Genomic DNA, 18,233 nt, shown 5'->3' on the forward strand with positions numbered 1-18,233 from the left:
CGCGGCAGGGTCAAAGGGCTATCCACCGCTCAGGCGAGGATGAGGTGTGAGTCGCCGAATTCGTGCCAGAGGTAGCCCTCGTCTATGGCTTCTCGGTATCCGTCCATGATGCGCTCGCGTCCCGCAATCGCGTAGAGCATTGCGAGGTGGGTCGTCTGGGGGTCGTGAAGCCCGGTCAGTAGGCCATCGACGACGTGAACCCCGCTATCGGGTGAGATGAACCGACGGGTGAATCCACCGGTCGCCCGGACCTGTTCGCCATCCCACGCGGTTTCGACGGCGCGGACGACGGTGGTCCCGACGGCGACGACTCGACCCCCGCGCGCTTTCGTGGCCGAAATCGCTCGCGCCGTCGCGGCGGGAACCGAGAACGGTTCGGGATAGAGGGGGAGGCAGGCGTCCTCCCGGCAGCCGAGTTCGCACTGGTCGGCTTCGACCTCCAGACTCGACACGCCGGTGTGGAGAGTGAGCGTCGCGATACCCACCCCGCGGGCGCGGAGACGGTCCACGACGCGGGCGGTGAACGGCCGGGCGGCCGAGGGCATCTCCGCGCTCCCCGGCGTCGTGGCGAAGTACGTCTGGTAGGCCGAAAGCGGAAACGCGCGGTCGAGGTAGCCGTACCGGATGGGCGAGCCGTGCGTCGCCATCGCCGCTCCCACGTCGCCGGCTATGCGGACGAACGTGAGTCGTGGAATGTTCGGGAATACGGAGACGACCCGACCGTGGAGGCCCGCAACTTCGAGTCGGTCGCCCGGTGAGAGGGAGAGCGGGCCGGGTTCGCTCGCGCTTCGTCGTGGCTCAGTGAGCCAGAGGCCGTGTCCGTAGTCGGTACACAGGTTGAGGATGAACGCGCCGTCCGGACCGGTCGCTGGGAGGGTGGCTGGAATCGTCGCACTCTGGTTGACGATGAGCAGGTCGCCCGGACGGAGGGCGTCGGCGAGATGAAGGAACCGGTCGTGGTGGTGGCTCCCGCCTTCGCTCACGAGTAAGCGCACTTCGTCGCGTTCGAGCCCTCGTTCCTCTGGCGGTTCGGTCGCCTGCAAGGCTTGCGGGCGTTCGAACTGCAGGTCGGTCAGTTGCATCACGGCGCGGCCTCCCAGTAGTCCGCCTGCGCCTGGAAGCGTCGCCCGTTGATTGCGAGCGGGTCCTGCCCGAGCAACCAGCCCCAGAACGGGAGCGTAATGTCTGGCAGCGGACGGTCCGTGATGTCCTCGCCGGGGTACGCCTGCTGGTGCATGTCGGTTCGCATATCGCCGGGGTCTACGATGACGACGCCGACCTCGCCTTCGAGTTCCGCGGCCAGTGTCTTGCTCAGGAGTTCGAGCGCCGCTTTGCTCGCACCGTAGCCACCCCACCCGGGATAGCCCTCCACGCCCGCGTCGCTCGTAATGTTCACGACGAGTCCTGACCGCGCGGCGAGCGCCGGAAGGAGCGCCTGAATTAGCGCGAGCGGGGCGACCGCGTTCGTCTCGAAGACGGCTTCGAGGTCAGCGAGGGGATACTCGGCGAGCGGCGGAAGCGGAGACGGTCCGAGCGTCGAGGCGTTGTTCACGAGCAGGTCGAGGCCGCCGCGTTCGTCTACGTACTTGCGTAACGCGTCGCGGTGGGCGAGGTCGGTCACGTCGCCGACGACCGTTTCGACTGGTCCCTCGAAACCCATCGCCTCGATGTCGCGGGCCGTCTCGGTCAGGTCGGCCGCCGTCCTCGCGGTGAGCAACAGGTCGTAGCCATGCCCGGCGAGGAAGGTCGCCACTACCTTGCCAAGACCCTTGCTCGCGCCGGTGACCAGGGCGAGGCGCGCGTCGCCACTCGCTGTCGTCGAATCCATGCAAGAGATACTCTGTCAATGCGGAAAAGGTGCGCGCAGTGACGAGTTACGGGGCGATTTCGACGGCGACCTCGTTTCGCCGCATGAACGGGGGCGTCCACGGCGCGTCGTACTGGAGGACGTAGGGGTCGCCTTTCACAATAATTTCGTTGTCCGTGAGCGTCCGAAGCAGGGCGCGTTTCTCGCGTTCGATGCGGTCGTCGGTGGCGTACCAGCCAAACGACCGCACTGCAAGCGTTCGGGGCACCTCCACGACGAGCGAGACGGTCGGGTTCGTGGGTTTCGGCACCGCTGCGGGGGTGTATTCGCGTGGCAAGAAAAAGCCCATCGTGACCTGCGCTTCGTCGGTGACGGTGCGAACCGGTGCGGTCATCGAAATCTTCCCGCCGTGGGTCCGCACGGGCGCAGTCATCGAAATCTTCGACGCGCCCTCGTTCTCGCCGGAGATGTACTCAAACAGCCGGCGGAACGCGACGTTTTCGTTTGGGGCTCTCGTCTCCGCGACGATGACCTCGGGGTACTCCCTGAGTTCTACCCCGTCTACGGTGCTGCGTATGGTGTAGGGGATGCGGTCTGCAGCCCGTTTGTTGTAGAGTCCCCACGCTGCCCAGATGGCGAGGAGACCGGCCGTCGTGGCCGCCGCGAATTTGGCCGTGCGATTCACGAACGATGTAAGCCCCGAGAGGCGATAAGTACCGGTGGCGAATCAGACGCCTTCGACGAGTCGGTCGAGTTGCTCGGGCGGCACCGCACCGCGGGCGGCGTAGCCGTCGTAGGCGAACGTCGGGACGCCCGTGACGCCGTACTCGTGAGCCTCACTGAACTTTTCGAACACCTGCTCACGGAGCGTTTCGTCGTCGAGCGCGAGTTCGATTTCCTCGGGGTCGATGCCCGAAGCTTCGGCGAGCTCGAAGAGAACCTCCCGGTCACCGATGTCCCGACCGTCCTGCCAGAGCGCGGTGAAGATGGCCTCGTCGAAGTCCAGCCACTGCTCGGGATACTCCTGTTTGACGTAGAAGGAGGCGACTTGTGCATCGAGGGAATCGATGTCCGTCGCGAGGTCGAGGGTCATCTCGACGTCGTACTTTTCCTGCAGGCGGCGGACGTTCTCCTTGGCCTGGGCGTAGTAGTCTTCGTCCTTGCCGTCGTCGACCGAGAAGTCGATGGTGCCGTCCGGGTTGCGCTTTTGGCTGCGGAGGTCGAACGGATGCCAGTCGACGTCGAGTGGCTCCTCACGAGTTTCCTGGTACTTCGAGAGGGAGTGTCGGCCGAGGTAGCAAAACGGACAGACGTAGTCCGAGAACACGGTAATCTGGTCGGATTCGGAATCGCTCATATGGCCTTACTTGGGCGACGAAACAAAAGGCAGTTGGTCGGGTGTGTACTTGCCGCGGACGACCGTGTTCAGTCCGTGGAGTGCACCATTCCGCCAGGAGCGTCCTCGCCGGCCGATTCGCGGGTATGCAGCCAGTAGAGGGCGATGAAGACGACAGTCGCCAGGACGTTCAAAACGAGTTTGTAGTTCATCTCGATTTTCACCTCGGCGACCTGTGCGGTCGAGGGGTCTGGGATGAGGCCCAGTCCGAGGAACAGGAAGTGGATGACCACGCCCACGAGTACCGCCGCGAGGAAGATCATCCCCGAGAGCATGGCGGCGAATTTCGTCCCGTAGTACTCGCGGTAGGCGTCCATAATCGGCGGGACGATGAGGTCCGCGTAGATGTACGAGAGCACCGACCCGAACGGCAGGCCGTTCGTCCAGAGGACGGTTCCGAACGGCACGTTCCCGACCGAACAGACGAACGTCGCGACGCCGACGATGGCCCCGAGGGCGGCCGTCCAGACGATGAAGACGGGAGCGCCGCTCGCACCGCCCGAGAAGAGACTCGTCCAGACGGTCTGTGGGATGAATCCGGCGATGAGGCCGGCGAAGACGAACCCGATAGCGATTTCGTCCCAGAGCATGGCCCACTCCTTCCACTGCTTGTCGGCGAGGGCTTTCCAGCCCGCTTTCGAGGTGGCCTGTTCGACGATGGTCGTGTTCGCTTCCTCGGGGTCGAAACTTTCCTTGCACGACTGCGAGCAGAAGTGGTAGGTCGTGCCGTCGTGCTGTATGTGATAATCCGTTTCTTCGGGGTTCACCTCCATACCACAGACGGGGTCCTCTGCGGTGGGCTCGCCGTCGCGCTGGGCGTTCTCGCGGGCCTGGTCGATGACCTCGTCCGGGACGAGGTAGACGAACCCGACGGTCATCAGGCCGATGAGCAGGAAGCCACCGAGGAAGTCAGCGAGCAGGAATTCCCACCCCAGCAGAATCCAGATGACGGCCCCGATTTCGATGACGAGGTTGGTGGAGGCGAACATGAACGCGCCGAGCGCGGCGGCCGCCGAAGCCCCCTTCTTGAAGAGGTTCTTCGCGGTCGCGATGGCGCTGTAGGAGCACGAAGACGAGACGAACCCGAAGAACGTCGCCGCGCCGATGTCTCGTGGTCCGTGCCCGGACATGAGGTCGGCGATGTCGTCGGAATCGACCCACGCCTCGACACCGCCAGCGATGGCGAACCCGAGGACGAGCGCCCACCAGGTAATCCACGCCATCGCGACGGTGGTCGTGGCGGCCGTCGTCGCGCTCTCGACGAAGAACGTGGAGAGTGGTTGATTCGTGGTCGCAACGCCAATTCCGACCACGGCCAGTGCGATCGTCGTTAATAGGGCGTACTCCCAGCGGTCCATGAGTCTCTCGTCTAAACAAACGGGAGCGGACTCTAATGCGATTGTGGCTTGGAAACCGAAACACAGGACGGCATTCGGTTTGGTTTCCAAACCGGAGCCGGAGAACAACTGGCGATGGCAAATCCGGTTCGACGAGCGCGAACGCCGTCAAATCACCTCGAATCGGCTTCGAGGCGGTGTTTTCGCGTCTCGTACTCCTCGTCGGTCAGGTCGCCGCGTGCGTACGCGAGTCGTAATTCGTCGAGCGCGGAATCGGTTCCACTGTTCGATATCGACCGCACGAGCAGATAGCCGCCGGCGACGATGGCGGCGAGAAACAGGAGTTGACCGACGAACGCTACCGCGAGCATCCATCCGGGAATCGCCCCGCTTCCCATCCCGAAGCCACCACCCCAGAACCCGCCCATCATCGACCCGAAGCCCATCATGCCGAATCCCACGAAGAGAATCGGGAAGAGGAGGAGCGCGCCGAGGATGACGAGTACAATCGAGCCCACTCGTCGGTCCGTTGTTGATGTCGTCATTATCGCACTCACGTATTGTTAATTGTAGACAATACCACACGTAGAGATATGCGAGACTGCTTGAATACGTTTTTCCCTCAGAAACCACGGTTTTTCGCCCCTTCGGCATTGAAATCGAAAGTCGATACGCGAGACCCGACCCACGGTTTCGTGCCGGTTCGTCGTCGCCCGTAGCGTCGGCCGACTTTCCATTGCTGGTTCAGCCCGCAGTGAAGAAGGCGGCAAGGGGATGAAACGACGCGACAAATATACACCATGGGTAACACTTCGGCACCCGGGACCGATGCGGAGTCGTTCGGCCCCGAGGGGAACGCCAGTCACGGAGCGCACGGGCACAACGTGGTCGAGCGAGACGGACGGCCTGCCGGCCACGGAGGGCACGCAGGACCGGCCATGCACACTGCCCAGCGTGCCCACACAGACCACACCGGTCACGAGGCGATGTTCCGCCGCCGATTCCTCGTGTCACTCGTCCTCTCGGTTCCGGTCGTCTTCTGGAGCGAGTTCATCCAGGATACCCTCGGGTACGCGGCGCCAGTGTTTCTGGGCAGTTCGCTGATAACGCCGGTCCTTTCGGTCGTCGTCTTCGCCTACGGTGGCGTTCCCTTCCTGCGGATGGCCCGGACCGAGGTCGATAATCGCGAACCGGGGATGATGCTACTCATCTCGCTCGCGATTACGGTCGCGTTCGGTTACTCGATTGTGAGTCTGGTCCTGCCCGGAACCACGCCCTTTTTCTGGGAACTCGTCACCCTCATCGACATCATGTTGCTCGGTCATTGGCTCGAAATGCGTTCGGTGCGACAGGCCTCGGGCGCGCTCGACGAACTGGCGAAACTCCTGCCCGATACCGCAGAGCGCGTCACCGCGAACGGTGGGACGGAGGAAGTCCCCGTCGCGACGCTGACAGAAGGCGACGTTGTCCTCGTCAGACCGGGCGCAAGCATCCCCGCTGACGGGATGGTGGTCGAAGGGGCTTCGTCCGTAGACGAGTCGATGATTACAGGCGAATCGAAACCGGTGGATAAGGAGGCCGAAAGCGACGTCGTTGCGGGAACCGTCAATCAGGACGGCAGCCTTCGCGTTCGAGTGACGAAGACGGGCGACGACACGGCCCTTGCAGGCATTATGCGCCTCGTCGACGAAGCCCAACGCTCTACGTCCCAGACACAACTGCTCGCAGACCGGGCGGCGGGGTGGCTGTTTTACATCGCTCTCGCTGTGGCGGCGTTCACCGCCGTCGCGTGGGTGCTTGCGACTGGATTCTCCATCGACGTGTTAGAGCGGGTAGTGACGGTGCTTGTCATCGCCTGTCCTCACGCCCTCGGCCTCGCCGTGCCGCTCGTCGTCGCGATCAATACCTCGACCGCCGCCCGAAACGGGATTCTCGTTCGCAATCGCAAGGCGATGGAGGAAGCGCGGAATCTGGATGTCGTGGTCTTCGACAAGACGGGAACGCTGACGAAGGGTCAACAGGGAGTGGTCGGCGTCAAAACCGAATCGGGGTGGGACGAAACGCGGGCGCTCACTGTTGGGGCGGGCGTCGAGGGCGACTCAGAACACATGATCGCTCGGGCGATTCGAGCGGCGGCGACCGACCGCGGACTGGTCGGCGTCACCGTCTCCGACTTCGAGAACCTCCGTGGGCTCGGCGTCCGCGCCACCGTAGACGGGGCAGTCGTCCACCTCGGTGGCCCGAACCTCCTGACACACCTTGGCATCGAACCGTCGGGTTCCATCCGCGCGTTCGCCGCGGAGGCCGGGGAAAACGCCCAGACCGTCGTCTATCTCGTCGAGAACGAAACGGCTATCGTCGCCGCCTTCGCGCTCGCTGACGTCGTTCGCGAAGAGAGCAGACGGGCCGTCGATGCCCTCCACGCGATGGACATCGAGGTCGCCATGTTGACCGGCGACAGCGAGGACGTGGCGCGCGCGGTCGCCACAGACCTCGGCATCGACCAGTATTTTGCGGAGGTACTCCCCGACGAGAAAGACGCAAAAATCGGCCAGTTACAGGCGGCGGGCAAACGCGTCGCGATGGTCGGCGACGGCGTCAACGACGCACCGGCCCTTGCCCGTGCCGACGTCGGCATCGCCATCGGCTCCGGCACGGACGTGGCAATCGAGTCCGGCGACATCGTCCTCGTCGAGAACGACCCGGTCGACGTGGTGCGACTCGTCGAGCTCTCGCGTGCGAGTTACCGCAAGATGCAGGAGAACCTCGTCTGGGCGACGGGTTACAACGTCGTTGCACTCCCGCTCGCGGCGGGCGTGCTCGCTCCGATTGGAATCTTGCTCTCACCCGCCATCGGCGCGGTGTTCATGTCCGTCTCGACGATTATCGTGGCCGTCAACGCTCGCCGGCTCCGTGGGGTCGCGTTGACCCCGTCGTGACCGACTCTTCACGCGAGAAGTAACTCGCAAGCGCCGGCCCAGTGACGTTGTGCCAGACGCTGAACAGCGCCGGGACGAGCGCCGCCGTCGGGCTGAAGAAGGCGGTGGCGAGCGCGACGGCGAGGCCGCTGTTCTGGAGGCCCACTTCGAAGGTGGTCGTCCGAACCCGGTCTTCAGCCATCCCCGAGAGTCTGCCAACGCCGTACCCTGCGCTGAGACCGATGGCGTTGTGGGCGACGACGGCGACGAGCACCGCCGCGCCCGCGGTGAGGATGTTTTCGACGTTCAGGCCGACCACGGCCGCGACGATGGCGACGATGGTGGCGACGCTCACGAGCGGGAACACGTCGAGGCCGACCTCGGCGGCGGCCGGCGCGTACTCGTCTAGAAGGAAGCGAACCCAGAACCCGACGACGACGGGGATGAACACGATTTGGACGATGCTCACGAAGAGGTCCATGAACGTGACGTTCAGCGTCTCGCCTGCGAGGAAGACGACCCATGCGGGCATGACGATGGGTGCGGCGAGCGTCGTCACCGTCGTGATGGCGACCGAGAGCGCGACGTCGCCCTTTCCGAGATAGGCCATCACGTTCGAGGCCGTGCCGCCGGGGGCCGCGCCGACGAGGATGACGCCGATGGCGAGTTCCGTGGGCAACTGGAGGGCGATGGTCAGGCCATAGGCGGCGAGTGGCATCACAATCCACTGGGCGACTGCGCCGATGGCGACGTCACGCGGTTCTGCGGCAAGCCGGCGGAAGTCGGCGGGACGAAGCGTGAGACCCATTCCGAGCATGATGAGGCCGAGACCCGGGGAGATGAGGCCGCGCTCTGCAATCCACGTGAACAGGCCCGGTTCGAGGAGTGCAATTGCCGAAAACAGGAGCACCCAGACGACGAAGTATCGGCTCGCGAGGTCGCTTACCCGGCGAACCGCGCCGAGGGCGCTCATCGTGACTCGCTCCGGCGTGCCCGAGTAATGTCATGTTCTGTCATGCGCGTATATCAATCGAATCGACAGGTTATGTGTATCGGTTTCGGCAACGCCATCAGCACGGCTTTTACCCGACACACCCACACTTTTGCGTATGACCGACCTCGGCAAGGTGGACCGCGCCTTCTTCGACGCCCTCATTTACCCGCATCTGGGGGCAGCCCGCGACGACGTGACTCTCGGCCCGAAACACGGCGTCGATTTCGGCGTGCTCGACGTGGGCGGAGAGGCACTCGTCGTCGCCACCGACCCCATCTCGATTCTTCCGCAGCTCGGCTTCGAACAGGCCGCTCGCTTCGCCCTCCACATCGTTCTCGCGGACGTGGCCGTGTCCGGAATCGCCCCCTCGCATCTCGCCATCTCGTTTTCCCTGCCGCCGGAGATTACCGACGAGCAGTTCGCGACCATCTGGGAGACCATCGACGCCGAGTGTCGCGAACTCGGCATCAGCATCGTCACCGGCCACACCGCCCGGTACTCGGGCATCGAGTACCCGTGGGTGGGCGCGGCGACCGTGTTCGGCGTCGGCGACCACACAGACCTCGTCCGGCCCGACGGAGCGAACCCGGGCGACAACCTCCTCGTCACGAAAGGTCCGGCCGCCGAAGCGGTTGGCCTGCTCACCAGCCTGTTCGGCGACCAGATGAACCTGGACGACGAGACACTCGAACAGGCGCGAGCACGCCTCGAAGACACGAGCGTCGTTCGGGACGCGCTCGTCGCCGGAGCGGCGGGCGGCGTCACCGCGATGCACGACGCCACCGAAGGTGGGATTCACGGTGGTCTCGTGGAACTGGCCCGCGGAGCAGGGGTGCGCATCGACTTCGACCCCGACGCGGTGCCGATGCTCCCTGGCGTGGCAGAAACCTGCGCGTATCTGGACATGGACCCGTGGGCCTCGACGAGTTGTGGGACGCTCCTCCTGACCGTCGAACCCGGAGCCGTGGCCCGCGTCGTCGCCGCCCTCGAAGCCGAAGACATCCTCGTCGCGGAGGCCGGAACGGTCACCGAAGGCGAGGGCGTGTACGCAGCCGGCGAGCGTATCGAGCATCCCGACGTGGACCCGTCGTGGGCCGTCTACGCGAAATACGCCGAAGACCGCTAACGTCGCCGACACCACTACCAACTAATAGCACCCAGTTGTAATTCGAGGTATGGCAGAACTGGGTAAAGTAGACCGGGAGTTCTTCGAGGAGTACATCTATCCGAATCTGGGCGCCACCCGCGACGACGAGACGCTGTCGCCCCAACACGGCGTCGACTTCGGCGTCATCGACGTCGGCGGGAAGGCGGTCGCCCTCGCGACTGACCCCGTGTTCCTCATGCCGTCGCTCGGCTTCGAACGCGCGGCGTGGTTCGCATTCCACATCCTGATGAGCGACGTGGCCGTCTCGGGGATGACCCCGACGCACCTCTCCATCGACTTCAACCTCCCGTCGGAGATTACCGACGAGCAGTTCGCGACGGTCTGGGAGACGTTCGACGCGGAGGCCAAGGAACTCGGCGTGAGCGTCGTGACCGGGCACACTGCGCGCTACGCCGGATGCAACTACCCGATGGTCGGCGGCGCGACCGCCATCGCCGTCGGTGAGTACGACGACCTCGTCCGGCCGGACGGCGCGCAGGTCGGTGACAAAGTCATCGTCACGAAAGGCCCAGCCGTCGAAGCGACCGGCCTGCTCTCGATTCAATTCGAGTCGCTCATGGTCGACGAGCTGGACGCAGACACAATCGAGGCCGCCAAAGACCGCTTCTACGACATGAGTCCGGTCCAGGATGCTCTCGTCGCCGCGGCCGCCGGGCCTGTCACCGCGATGCACGATGCAACCGAGTGTGGCATCTTCGGCGGCCTCTACGAAATCGCCCGTGCCGCCGGCGTCGGCATCGAGATGGAGACCGACGCCGTGCCCATCCTGCCGGGCGTCCGTGAGACCTGCGACTTCTTCGACATCGAACTGTGGCACTCCATCAGCGAGGGGACGCTGCTCGCAACAGTCCAGCCAGAGGGCGTAGACGACGTGCTCGCCGCGCTCGACGCCGAGGGGATTCCAGCCGCGGAAGTCGGCGAAGTGGTCGCAGACTCCGGCCTCGTCGTCGACGGCGAACCGACCGACCACCCCGGCGTGGACCCGTTCTGGGGCGCGTTCGAGGAGTACATGGGCAAACTGCAGGAGGCAGAATGACCCGGCGAGCTTCCCCCGTCTCGCCACCCGTGTGCCTGACCATCGCGGGGAGCGATTCGGGCGGCGGGGCAGGGATTCAAGCGGACATCAAAACCATGGAAGCCCACGGCGCATTCGCCACGAGCGTCGTGACGAGCGTAACCGCCCAGAACACACAGGGGGTGACAAGTTCGTACACCCTCCCCGTCGCAGAAATCGAAGCGCAGTACGACGCCGTCGTTTCGGACTTCGACGTGCGCGTGGTAAAGACGGGAATGCTCGGGACCGCCGAGGTCGTCGAAGCCGTGGCCGACCGACTGGCCGACTTCGACGCCCCACTCGTCGTGGACCCCGTAATGGTCGCCACCTCTGGGGACCGGCTGCTCGAATCTGCGGCGGAGTCGGCCTACGAGCAATTGGTCGCACAGGCGACGCTCGTCACGCCAAACGCGGACGAGGCGACGGTCCTCACCGGCGTCGAAATCGAGACAGCAGCAGACGCAATCGAGGCAGGCGAGCGACTGGTCGAGATGGGCGCGGACGCCGCGCTCGTGAAAGGCGGCCACCTCTCGGGAGCCACCGTCGTTGACGTGCTCGTGGCAGACGAAGTGACGAGATTCACCCACCCGCGCGTCGAGACGGACGCGACCCACGGTTCGGGGTGCACGCTGTCAAGCGCCATCGCCACCAGACTCGCCCACGGCGACCCGCTCACCGACGCCGTCGGGGCGGGCGTCTCCTTCATGACGCGAGCGGTGCGGTATCCACTCGATGTTGGGGAGGGTCCGGGCGCGGTCCACCACCTCGTCGACCTGCGAAACCGCGCCGCCCGCGAGGAGACGGCGGAGGCCGTGGAGGGGATTGTCGAGCAGTTCGTCGCCCGCGACGTGAGCGCGCTGGTCCCCGAAATCGGCATGAACGTCGTCGGCGCGACGCCCTTCGCGGAGGCCGTCTCCGAGACGGCGGCAGTCGAAGGACGCATCACTCGCACGCTCTCGGGCGTGAAACCGAATCGGGGCGTGCGCTTCGGCGCGTCGAGCCACGTCGCCCGGTTCCTGCTTGGCGCGCGGGAAAGCGTCCCGAACCTCAGATTCGCGGTCAACTGTCGGTTCGACGACGAGGTGGAAGCCGCACTTTCGGAACTGGAGTGGCCGCTCGCGGAGTTCGACCGGAGCGTCGAACCCGAGGACGTGAAAGCACGAGAGGGCAACACGATGGGGTGGGGCGCACGCCGGGCCTTTGGCGGTGCGGGCGAGACCCCGGTAGCGGTCATCGACCGCGGCGAAGTCGGCAAGGAGCCAATCGTGAAACTGGTTGCAGAAGACGCGGAGACGCTTGCAGAGAGGGCGTTCGAGTTACTGGGTGCGCTCGATTAGGCGAGTTCGTCGAACAGCGCCACGACGCGCCGCTCGATCTCGTCGCGAATCTCGCGGACTTCCTCTGGCGATTTTCCGTGCGGGTCATCTAGGTCCCAGTCGCGACTCTCGCCGCCCCAGCCGAAGGGGCAGACGTCGTTCGCGTCACAGCCCATCGTGATGACGTAGTCGTACTCGGCCAGGTCGTCGGGCGTGACTTCGTGGGGGTCCCGACCCGTGATGTCGATGCCGAGTTCGGCCATCGACTCGGCGACGTTCTCGTGGACGCGCTCTGCGGGGTTCGTGCCGCCGGTGAGCAGGTCGATATGGTCGGCGTTGCGGCGGCCGCGTTCGCGTTCGGCGAAGGCCATGGCCATCTGGCTGCGCCCGGCGTTCTGGACGCAGACGAAGGCGATTCGGGTGGAGTCGGTGGCGGTCATTGGAAGTTGTGTAGGGACTGCTGGTTGATTATCGTGACTGAAAGCAGGAGGGTGACGTACGCAGCCCCGGTGGGTGACGGATGGTAGTTGGTATGACAGCAACTGCCTCTGGATTGACTGGTTCGTGGGCTGTGTCTGATGCCTGTCTGACTCGTACGTCATCTGCACGTTTCGATAACGGGGCTAAATAACTCGCTATGAAACCTATAGAGTCGTACAGAGCCCGCAATACGACTCCCCGAAACGCGGTGTCCGGGCGAACCCACAGCGTTTTACACTCCCTCGCGGAGAGGTGAGAGTATGACTGAGGCGACGGGCATCGTCGGCGAATTTCTCTCGCTCAAGGAGTCTACGGATGCCGATATTCTCGCGATGCAGTGTGGCGACTTCTACGAATTCTTCGCGGACGACGCCGAACTCGTCGGCGAGGAACTCGACTTAAAAGTCTCACAGAAGTCCAGCCACGGTTCTTCGTATCCGATGGCCGGCGTCCCGCTCAAAGAACTGACCCCGTACCTCAAAGCCCTCGTCGAACGCGGCTATCGCGTGGCCGTCGCAGACCAGTACGACACCGAAGACGGCGGCCTCGCCCGCGAAATCGTCCGCGTCGTCACCCCCGGAACGCTCCTCGAAACCACCTCGGCTGACGCCCAGTACCTCGCCGCAGTGGTTCGCGGTGACGACGCCTACGGGCTGGCGTTCGCGGACGTGACCACGGGTCACTTCCACGCCACGGAAGTCGAAGATGCAGACGCCGCGCTGACCGAACTCTACCGCTTCGCGCCCGCCGAAATTCTCCCCGGTCCCGAGGTTCGGGGCGACGAGACGTTCCTCTCCGACCTGCGTTCGCGAACCGACGCTTCCCTCTCGTTGCACGCGGCAGACGCGTTCGCGCCGGGCCGCGCCCGCCACACCGTCGCCGCGCAGTTCGGCGACGAAGCACTCGCGAGCGTCGGCTTGGAAGAGGCAGAAGCCGCGATTCAGGCGGCCGGAGCGGTGCTCGCTTACGTCGACGAATCTGGCGTCGGCGTCCTCCAGTCGATGACGCGACTGCACCCCTACCGGGCCGACGACCACGTCGAACTCGACTCGACAACCCAGCGCAACCTCGAACTCGCGGAGACGATGGGTCGGGGCGGCCAGTCGCTGTTCGAGACGCTGGACCACACCGTAACCAGTCCGGGCGGTCGCCTGCTCAAATCGTGGCTCCAGCGCCCGCGACGCTCGACGCAGGTCCTCGAAGTCCGCCAGCAGAGCGTCGCCGCGCTCGCCGAAACCGCTCTCGCGCGCGAAGAGATTCGAGACGTGCTCGGCGATGCCTACGACGTCGAACGCCTCGCAAGTCGCGCCGCGTCCGGGAGTGTTGGTGCGAGTCAACTGTTGCAGGTGCGGGATACGCTCGCGTTGCTCCCCGACCTCGCAGACGCAATCGACGCCGACCCGACGCTCTCCGACTCGCCACTGGCGAGCATCGTGGCGAACCCCGACCGCGAGGCCGCAGCGGGCCTCCACGACGCCCTCGACGACGCACTCGCAGACGACCCACCGGCGACGGTAACGCAGGGCGGCCTGTTCCGGTACGGCTACGACGACGAACTCGACCGGCTCATCGAGCGCCACGACGACGCCTTAGACTGGATCGAGACGCTCGCCGGGCGGGAGAAGTCGAAGTACGGCATCTCTCACTTGCAGGTAGACCGCAACCGGACGGACGGCTACTACATTCAGGTCGGCAAGTCACAGGTCGAGAAGGTGCCAGACGCGTACCGCGAAATCAAGACGCTCAAGAACTCGAAACGGTACACGATTCCCGAGTTAGAGGAGAAAGAGCGCGACATCTTGCAGGTCGAAGAACAGCGCGGCGAACTGGAGTACGAACTGTTTCAGGACCTTCGCGCTGAAGTTGCCGCCGAGGCCGCCCTGTTGCAGGACGTGGGTCGCGCCCTCGCCGAGGTGGACGTGCTCGCGAGTTTCGCCGCCCACGCCGCGAAGCATCGCTGGGTGCGCCCCGAACTTGCTGACCACGGGCCGGTGGACATCGAGGCGGGTCGCCACCCCGTCGTCGAACAGACCACGGAGTTCGTGCCAAACGACGCGATGTTGGACGACGAGCGGTCGTTCCTCATCGTCACCGGACCGAACATGAGCGGGAAATCCACCTACATGCGACAGGTGGCGCTCATCGTCCTACTGGCGCAGGTGGGGAGTTACGTACCCGCGAAAGCCGCCCGCATCGGTCTCGTCGATGCCATCTTCACCCGCGTCGGGGCGCTCGACGAACTCGCGCAAGGGCGTTCGACGTTCATGGTCGAGATGCAGGAGTTGGCCAATATTCTCCACTCCGCGTCCGAAAATTCGCTGGTCATCCTGGACGAAGTGGGTCGCGGAACTGCAACCTACGACGGCATCTCCATCGCGTGGGCGGCCACGGAATACCTCGTGAACGAGATCTCGGCCAAGACGCTCTTTGCGACCCACTACCACGAACTCACGAGTCTCGCGGGTCGGCTTCCGGGCGTCCACAACGTCCACATGGGGGCGGACGAGCGCGACGGCGATGTGACCTTCCTCCGGACGATACGCGAGGGGGCCGCAGACCGCTCCTACGGGGTTCACGTCGCGGAACTGGCCGGCGTCCCGCGCCCCGTCGTGAGCAGGGCGGACGACGTGCTCTCCCGACTGCGGACGGACAGGGCCATCGACGTTCGCGGGAGTGCGAGCGGGACGAAACAGGTCGTCTTCGACCTCGGGTCGGGGCAGTTGCGCGAGTCCGACGACAACTCGGGGAGTGACGTGCCGGACCAGGAATCGCTCGACCCCGCCGCGAAAGCAGTGCTCGACGAACTGGGTGGAATCGACGTGAACTCGATTTCGCCGGTCGAACTGATGGCGAAGGTCCAGCAGTGGCAGGATTCACTCGAAAAATGAACAGCGGGAGTTAGAAGTAGAGCGACGCGATTTTGTCGGCGGTGCGCAGGGCGAGCGCCTGCCCCGAATTCGTCGGGTTCGGGCCACCGAGGCCGTTGGCGAGCGCCGAGTGGTCCGCGACGAACAGGCGGTCTACGTTCTTCGCCTCTGCGTTCGAGTCGAGCACCTTGCCCATCCGCATCGACGACTGCATGTGGAGGAGCAGCGGCGGCCAATCACAGCGGTGGACGTGCTCTGCGCCGGCTTCCCGGTGGATGCGAGCGGCGATGCGACAGAGTTCGTCGCGCTTCGCGTCGTCGTCCGGATGTGGCGACCATTTGATTTTCGGCACGGCACCGTGTTCGTCCGAGAACGTGTTGTCGAGCGAGACGCCGTTGTCCTGGCGTGGCAGGTCGTCGGTGAGGATGAGTAGTGCCTTCGTCTGGCGGTAATCCGACATCCGCCGCTTGAGTTCTTCGCCGACGACGTAGCCGCGGGTGTCCCACGGTTCGTCCGGGTCCACGGGCGTGTCGAAACTGTAGCCCGCCTGGCTGAACAGGTAGTCGGCGTAGGAGACGAGGCCGGGTGACATTCCGATGTCCTCCATCCCGCCGACGCCCGGCTTGTCGAAGCGGACGGCGGAGTTCTGGCCGATGTAGGGGTCCATGTGCTCGCCGTCGGGGTTGATTTCGGCGATAGTGTCGTCGTCGTAGACGCCGACAACCCAGTCGAACCAGTGGGTGGTGAGGCCCTTGCCGACCCAGCCGTCGTCCGGCAGGCCGGAGTTGAGCCAGAGGCGTGGCGACTCGATACAGCCGCCTGCGAGGACGACGGTGTCCGCCTCGACGGTTTGGGTCATGCCGGACCAGCTATCGCGGAAGGTGACGCCGCTCGCCTCGATGCTGCCCGGCCCGCCCGTCGTCTCGATGTTCGTGACGTAGGCGTTCGGCCGGATGGCGACGTTCCCCTTCTCTGCGTCCTTGTTCGTGTCGAGCGCGGGTGGCACGTAGCTCACGTTACTCGACTTACGGGCTTTGTCGCGGACCGGCGCGTCCACCGGCGTCGAAGAGCCCTGGAAGTGGTCGCCGACGAGCGTGTCGCCGCGGAAGCCGTCGTCGTAGCTAAAGGAGCCCTCGTAATCAGCGTCGAGTGGCTGGCCGTTCGAGGTTTCGCGGCCCGGCACCTCGACGGCGTTGGCCTGTGGCCGCCACCCCGTCTCGGTGACGTTTTTGCTGTCGATGAGTGGGTAGCCCGCGTTCGTCGCCCCCTCGATGAAGACCTCTTCTTTGCCCGTCATGGGTGCCTGCTGGGTGCTGGTCATCTCCTCGTTTAGCTGGTAGTAGGGAACGAGTTCCTCGTAGGAGATGGGCCAGTGGTCCTGCGTGTCGATGGCGTAGGGGTACGCCCGGGGGTGGTTCGCGAAGTAGTGCAGCGACGTGCCGCCCACGGCGCTGATTTGCCAGATGAACGCGTTCTGGTGGAGGTTGCGGAACCACGGGGCCCGGGAGTGGTCCGCAGGGCCGACCCGGAGGTACCCCCAAGTCGGGTCGTTCGCATCCGCCTCGAGGTGGGTGAACTGTTCGTCTAAGAGCTTACCGTCCAGGTCAGCGGGGTCGGTGCTGACGGTGCCGCCTGCGTCGGCGTGTGGTTTCGGCCACTGCTTGTTGCCGTGGAACGCCCCACCTTCGAGAATGAGCACGTCGAGACCGTGGTCGTCTGCGAGTTTCCACGCCGCCGCCGGGCCGTCGGCACCCGCGCCGACGATGATGACGTCTGGATTTTTCATTGGGAGCCACCTCCGAGACCGTCGATGACGTCATCGCCAGCGAGGTCGTCGGGTAAGTTCAGATTCTTCGCTTTCGGGTCTTTGAAGCCGCCGGGAACCGCGTGCCGCCAGTTTGCGGCGTAGCCGGGTGCGGGGCCTGGGTAGTCGGTCTGGGTTCTGCTCTGTACCTCGCCTGCGGGAACTTCCATCTCGCGGTCGTTTGGCATCTCTGCCTTCGTGCTGCCGTAGCCAGACCACTCGGTGTAGTAGCCAAAGCCGTGGAGGCCGTTTACGGCCATCACGACGTACTTGAGAATGCCTACGTCCGGAAGCATCGGTGAGAGCAATTCGTCGAGGTCGTCCACGGCGCCGCCATCGACGATGGTCCAGAGACAGCGCAGTCGGTCTTCGGGTGCGAGGCGGGTGAACGTCCCGCCAGCCGGGAACTTCTCGTTTGGTGCGGGCGGCTCCTCGTTTTTCCCCTTCGCGAGGAACTCTGCGGCCACGACGTCGAACGCGAACGTGAACACCGGCGCGTATGGGTAGTTCTGGAGCACCTGGTGGTACTGTTCGCCGTCGGAATCGACGGTAATCTCGAAGTTAGCGATGCCTTCGGTCGAGGTGTCGAGGTCCGCGAATCCGACGTCGATGGAATCGACCGCGCCGAAATCGAGGTGGTCTTCGAGGGCGTCGGGGTTGAGGCCCAGGTCGAGTAGGTCGAGCAACGTGAGGTCGGCGAGGTCGAGGAGCGCGTCAAGCGGGGAGCCGAGGCCGCCGAGGTCGAGGTCGAACTCGAACAGCGCGGTCGGCATGGAGAGTCCCGTCTCCGATTCGACCTTCTCGGTCACCATCTCGGAGCGAATCTCCTGGAAGTGGTTGAAGTCCCAGATGAGGAATTTCTCGAGTTCGGCGTCGAGGCCGCCAGGAACGTGTTCCGGGCCGAGTTCAGCTTCGAGCTGCGGGGTCCGCGGAATAATCGCGTCCACGATTGAGCGGTAGGTGTCCGCCGTGTGCGGGTCGCTCGGAAGCGGGTCGGTCAACGCTGCCTGTGCGTCAGCGATGGTCGCGTTCGACATCGAGAGGGCGGCGATGCCACTGATGCCTTTCATGACGCCTCTGCGCGTCATGGAG

General features: G+C 64.7%; 15 protein-coding genes. 5 read left to right on the forward strand and 10 right to left on the reverse strand.

Annotated elements, in window-relative coordinates:
- Positions 1-29 precede the first annotated feature (29 nt).
- The 6 genes from P1M51_RS12230 to P1M51_RS12255 all read right to left on the reverse strand — a co-directional run bounded on the left by P1M51_RS12230 (position 30) and on the right by P1M51_RS12255 (position 5,085).
- A complete protein-coding gene (locus P1M51_RS12230) occupies positions 30-1,082 on the reverse strand; it encodes an S-adenosylmethionine:tRNA ribosyltransferase-isomerase (protein WP_276245458.1) in 1,053 nt (350 codons plus the stop codon).
- Positions 1,082-1,828, reverse strand: coding sequence for an SDR family oxidoreductase (locus P1M51_RS12235; protein WP_276245459.1), 747 nt, complete (start codon positions 1,826-1,828; stop codon positions 1,082-1,084). The genes P1M51_RS12230 and P1M51_RS12235 overlap by 1 nt, the downstream gene beginning before the upstream one ends.
- A 46-nt stretch (positions 1,829-1,874) precedes the next feature.
- Positions 1,875-2,492 (reverse strand): heme-binding protein, encoded by a 618-nt coding sequence (locus tag P1M51_RS12240; RefSeq protein WP_276245460.1) that lies wholly within the window; start codon positions 2,490-2,492, stop codon positions 1,875-1,877.
- Between the two features lie 42 nt (positions 2,493-2,534).
- Entirely contained in the window at positions 2,535-3,164 is a 630-nt protein-coding gene (locus tag P1M51_RS12245) for a DsbA family protein (protein ID WP_276274537.1), read from the reverse strand.
- Positions 3,165-3,232: 68 nt separating this feature from the next.
- Entirely contained in the window at positions 3,233-4,561 is a 1,329-nt protein-coding gene (locus tag P1M51_RS12250) for a permease (protein WP_276245462.1), read from the reverse strand.
- Between the two features lie 152 nt (positions 4,562-4,713).
- On the reverse strand, positions 4,714-5,085 hold the full coding sequence (locus P1M51_RS12255) for an SHOCT domain-containing protein (RefSeq protein WP_276245463.1): 372 nt from the start codon (positions 5,083-5,085) through the stop codon (positions 4,714-4,716).
- A gap of 441 nt (positions 5,086-5,526) precedes the next feature.
- On the opposite strand from P1M51_RS12255, the gene P1M51_RS12260 reads away from it, so the two are divergent.
- The gene (locus tag P1M51_RS12260) at positions 5,527-7,479 is read left to right on the forward strand and encodes a copper-translocating P-type ATPase (RefSeq protein ID WP_369685106.1); all 1,953 of its coding nucleotides are present in this window, start codon (positions 5,527-5,529) and stop codon (positions 7,477-7,479) included.
- Here P1M51_RS12260 and P1M51_RS12265 read toward each other — a convergent pair.
- Positions 7,436-8,431, reverse strand: a complete 996-nt coding sequence (locus P1M51_RS12265; RefSeq protein WP_276245464.1) for a bile acid:sodium symporter family protein — start codon at positions 8,429-8,431, stop codon at positions 7,436-7,438. The two genes, P1M51_RS12260 and P1M51_RS12265, sit on opposite strands and share 44 nt — an antisense overlap.
- Before the next feature lie 136 nt (positions 8,432-8,567).
- Here P1M51_RS12265 and P1M51_RS12270 point away from each other — a divergent pair, with 136 nt between their 5' ends.
- From P1M51_RS12270 to thiD, 3 genes are read left to right on the forward strand one after another with little or no spacing between them, the layout of a single operon-like run.
- Positions 8,568-9,578 (forward strand): AIR synthase family protein, encoded by a 1,011-nt coding sequence (locus P1M51_RS12270; RefSeq protein WP_276245465.1) that lies wholly within the window; start codon positions 8,568-8,570, stop codon positions 9,576-9,578.
- A gap of 49 nt (positions 9,579-9,627) precedes the next feature.
- Entirely contained in the window at positions 9,628-10,656 is a 1,029-nt protein-coding gene (locus tag P1M51_RS12275; protein ID WP_276245466.1) for an AIR synthase family protein, read from the forward strand.
- A complete protein-coding gene (gene thiD, locus P1M51_RS12280; protein WP_276245467.1) occupies positions 10,653-12,011 on the forward strand; it encodes a bifunctional hydroxymethylpyrimidine kinase/phosphomethylpyrimidine kinase in 1,359 nt (452 codons plus the stop codon). Before P1M51_RS12275 ends, thiD begins: the two co-directional genes overlap by 4 nt.
- Here the strand turns inward: thiD and P1M51_RS12285 are convergent.
- On the reverse strand, positions 12,008-12,430 hold the full coding sequence (locus P1M51_RS12285; protein WP_276245468.1) for a low molecular weight phosphatase family protein: 423 nt from the start codon (positions 12,428-12,430) through the stop codon (positions 12,008-12,010). The two genes, thiD and P1M51_RS12285, sit on opposite strands and share 4 nt — an antisense overlap.
- Before the next feature lie 300 nt (positions 12,431-12,730).
- Here P1M51_RS12285 and mutS point away from each other — a divergent pair, with 300 nt between their 5' ends.
- Positions 12,731-15,358, forward strand: coding sequence for a DNA mismatch repair protein MutS (gene mutS, locus P1M51_RS12290; protein WP_276245469.1), 2,628 nt, complete (start codon positions 12,731-12,733; stop codon positions 15,356-15,358).
- A gap of 10 nt (positions 15,359-15,368) precedes the next feature.
- On the opposite strand, the gene P1M51_RS12295 is transcribed toward mutS, so the two are convergent.
- A complete protein-coding gene (locus tag P1M51_RS12295; protein WP_276245470.1) occupies positions 15,369-17,123 on the reverse strand; it encodes a GMC family oxidoreductase N-terminal domain-containing protein in 1,755 nt (584 codons plus the stop codon).
- Positions 17,120-18,229, reverse strand: coding sequence for a hypothetical protein (locus P1M51_RS12300; RefSeq protein ID WP_276245471.1), 1,110 nt, complete (start codon positions 18,227-18,229; stop codon positions 17,120-17,122). The genes P1M51_RS12295 and P1M51_RS12300 overlap by 4 nt, the downstream gene beginning before the upstream one ends.
- Positions 18,230-18,233 lie beyond the last annotated feature (4 nt).

This window comes from Haladaptatus sp. QDMS2, assembly GCF_029338295.1.
GTDB lineage: Archaea > Halobacteriota > Halobacteria > Halobacteriales > Halococcaceae > QDMS2.

Excerpts from the sequence above, each read along its gene's own strand:
- P1M51_RS12255 (WP_276245463.1), bottom strand. The coding sequence starts at position 5,085 with ATGACGACATCAACAACGGACCGACGAGTGGGCTCGATTGTACTCGTC.
- P1M51_RS12300 (WP_276245471.1), bottom strand. The coding sequence starts at position 18,229 with ATGACGCGCAGAGGCGTCATGAAAGGCATCAGTGGCATCGCCGCCCTC.
- P1M51_RS12250 (WP_276245462.1), bottom strand. The coding sequence starts at position 4,561 with ATGGACCGCTGGGAGTACGCCCTATTAACGACGATCGCACTGGCCGTG.
- P1M51_RS12275 (WP_276245466.1), top strand. The coding sequence starts at position 9,628 with ATGGCAGAACTGGGTAAAGTAGACCGGGAGTTCTTCGAGGAGTACATC.
- P1M51_RS12270 (WP_276245465.1), top strand. The coding sequence starts at position 8,568 with ATGACCGACCTCGGCAAGGTGGACCGCGCCTTCTTCGACGCCCTCATT.
- P1M51_RS12285 (WP_276245468.1), bottom strand. The coding sequence starts at position 12,430 with ATGACCGCCACCGACTCCACCCGAATCGCCTTCGTCTGCGTCCAGAAC.
- P1M51_RS12235 (WP_276245459.1), bottom strand. The coding sequence starts at position 1,828 with ATGGATTCGACGACAGCGAGTGGCGACGCGCGCCTCGCCCTGGTCACC.
- P1M51_RS12260 (WP_369685106.1), top strand. The coding sequence starts at position 5,527 with ATGTTCCGCCGCCGATTCCTCGTGTCACTCGTCCTCTCGGTTCCGGTC.
- thiD (WP_276245467.1), top strand. The coding sequence starts at position 10,653 with ATGACCCGGCGAGCTTCCCCCGTCTCGCCACCCGTGTGCCTGACCATC.
- P1M51_RS12295 (WP_276245470.1), bottom strand. The coding sequence starts at position 17,123 with ATGAAAAATCCAGACGTCATCATCGTCGGCGCGGGTGCCGACGGCCCG.
- P1M51_RS12245 (WP_276274537.1), bottom strand. The coding sequence starts at position 3,164 with ATGAGCGATTCCGAATCCGACCAGATTACCGTGTTCTCGGACTACGTC.
- P1M51_RS12230 (WP_276245458.1), bottom strand. The coding sequence starts at position 1,082 with ATGCAACTGACCGACCTGCAGTTCGAACGCCCGCAAGCCTTGCAGGCG.
- mutS (WP_276245469.1), top strand. The coding sequence starts at position 12,731 with ATGACTGAGGCGACGGGCATCGTCGGCGAATTTCTCTCGCTCAAGGAG.
- P1M51_RS12265 (WP_276245464.1), bottom strand. The coding sequence starts at position 8,431 with ATGAGCGCCCTCGGCGCGGTTCGCCGGGTAAGCGACCTCGCGAGCCGA.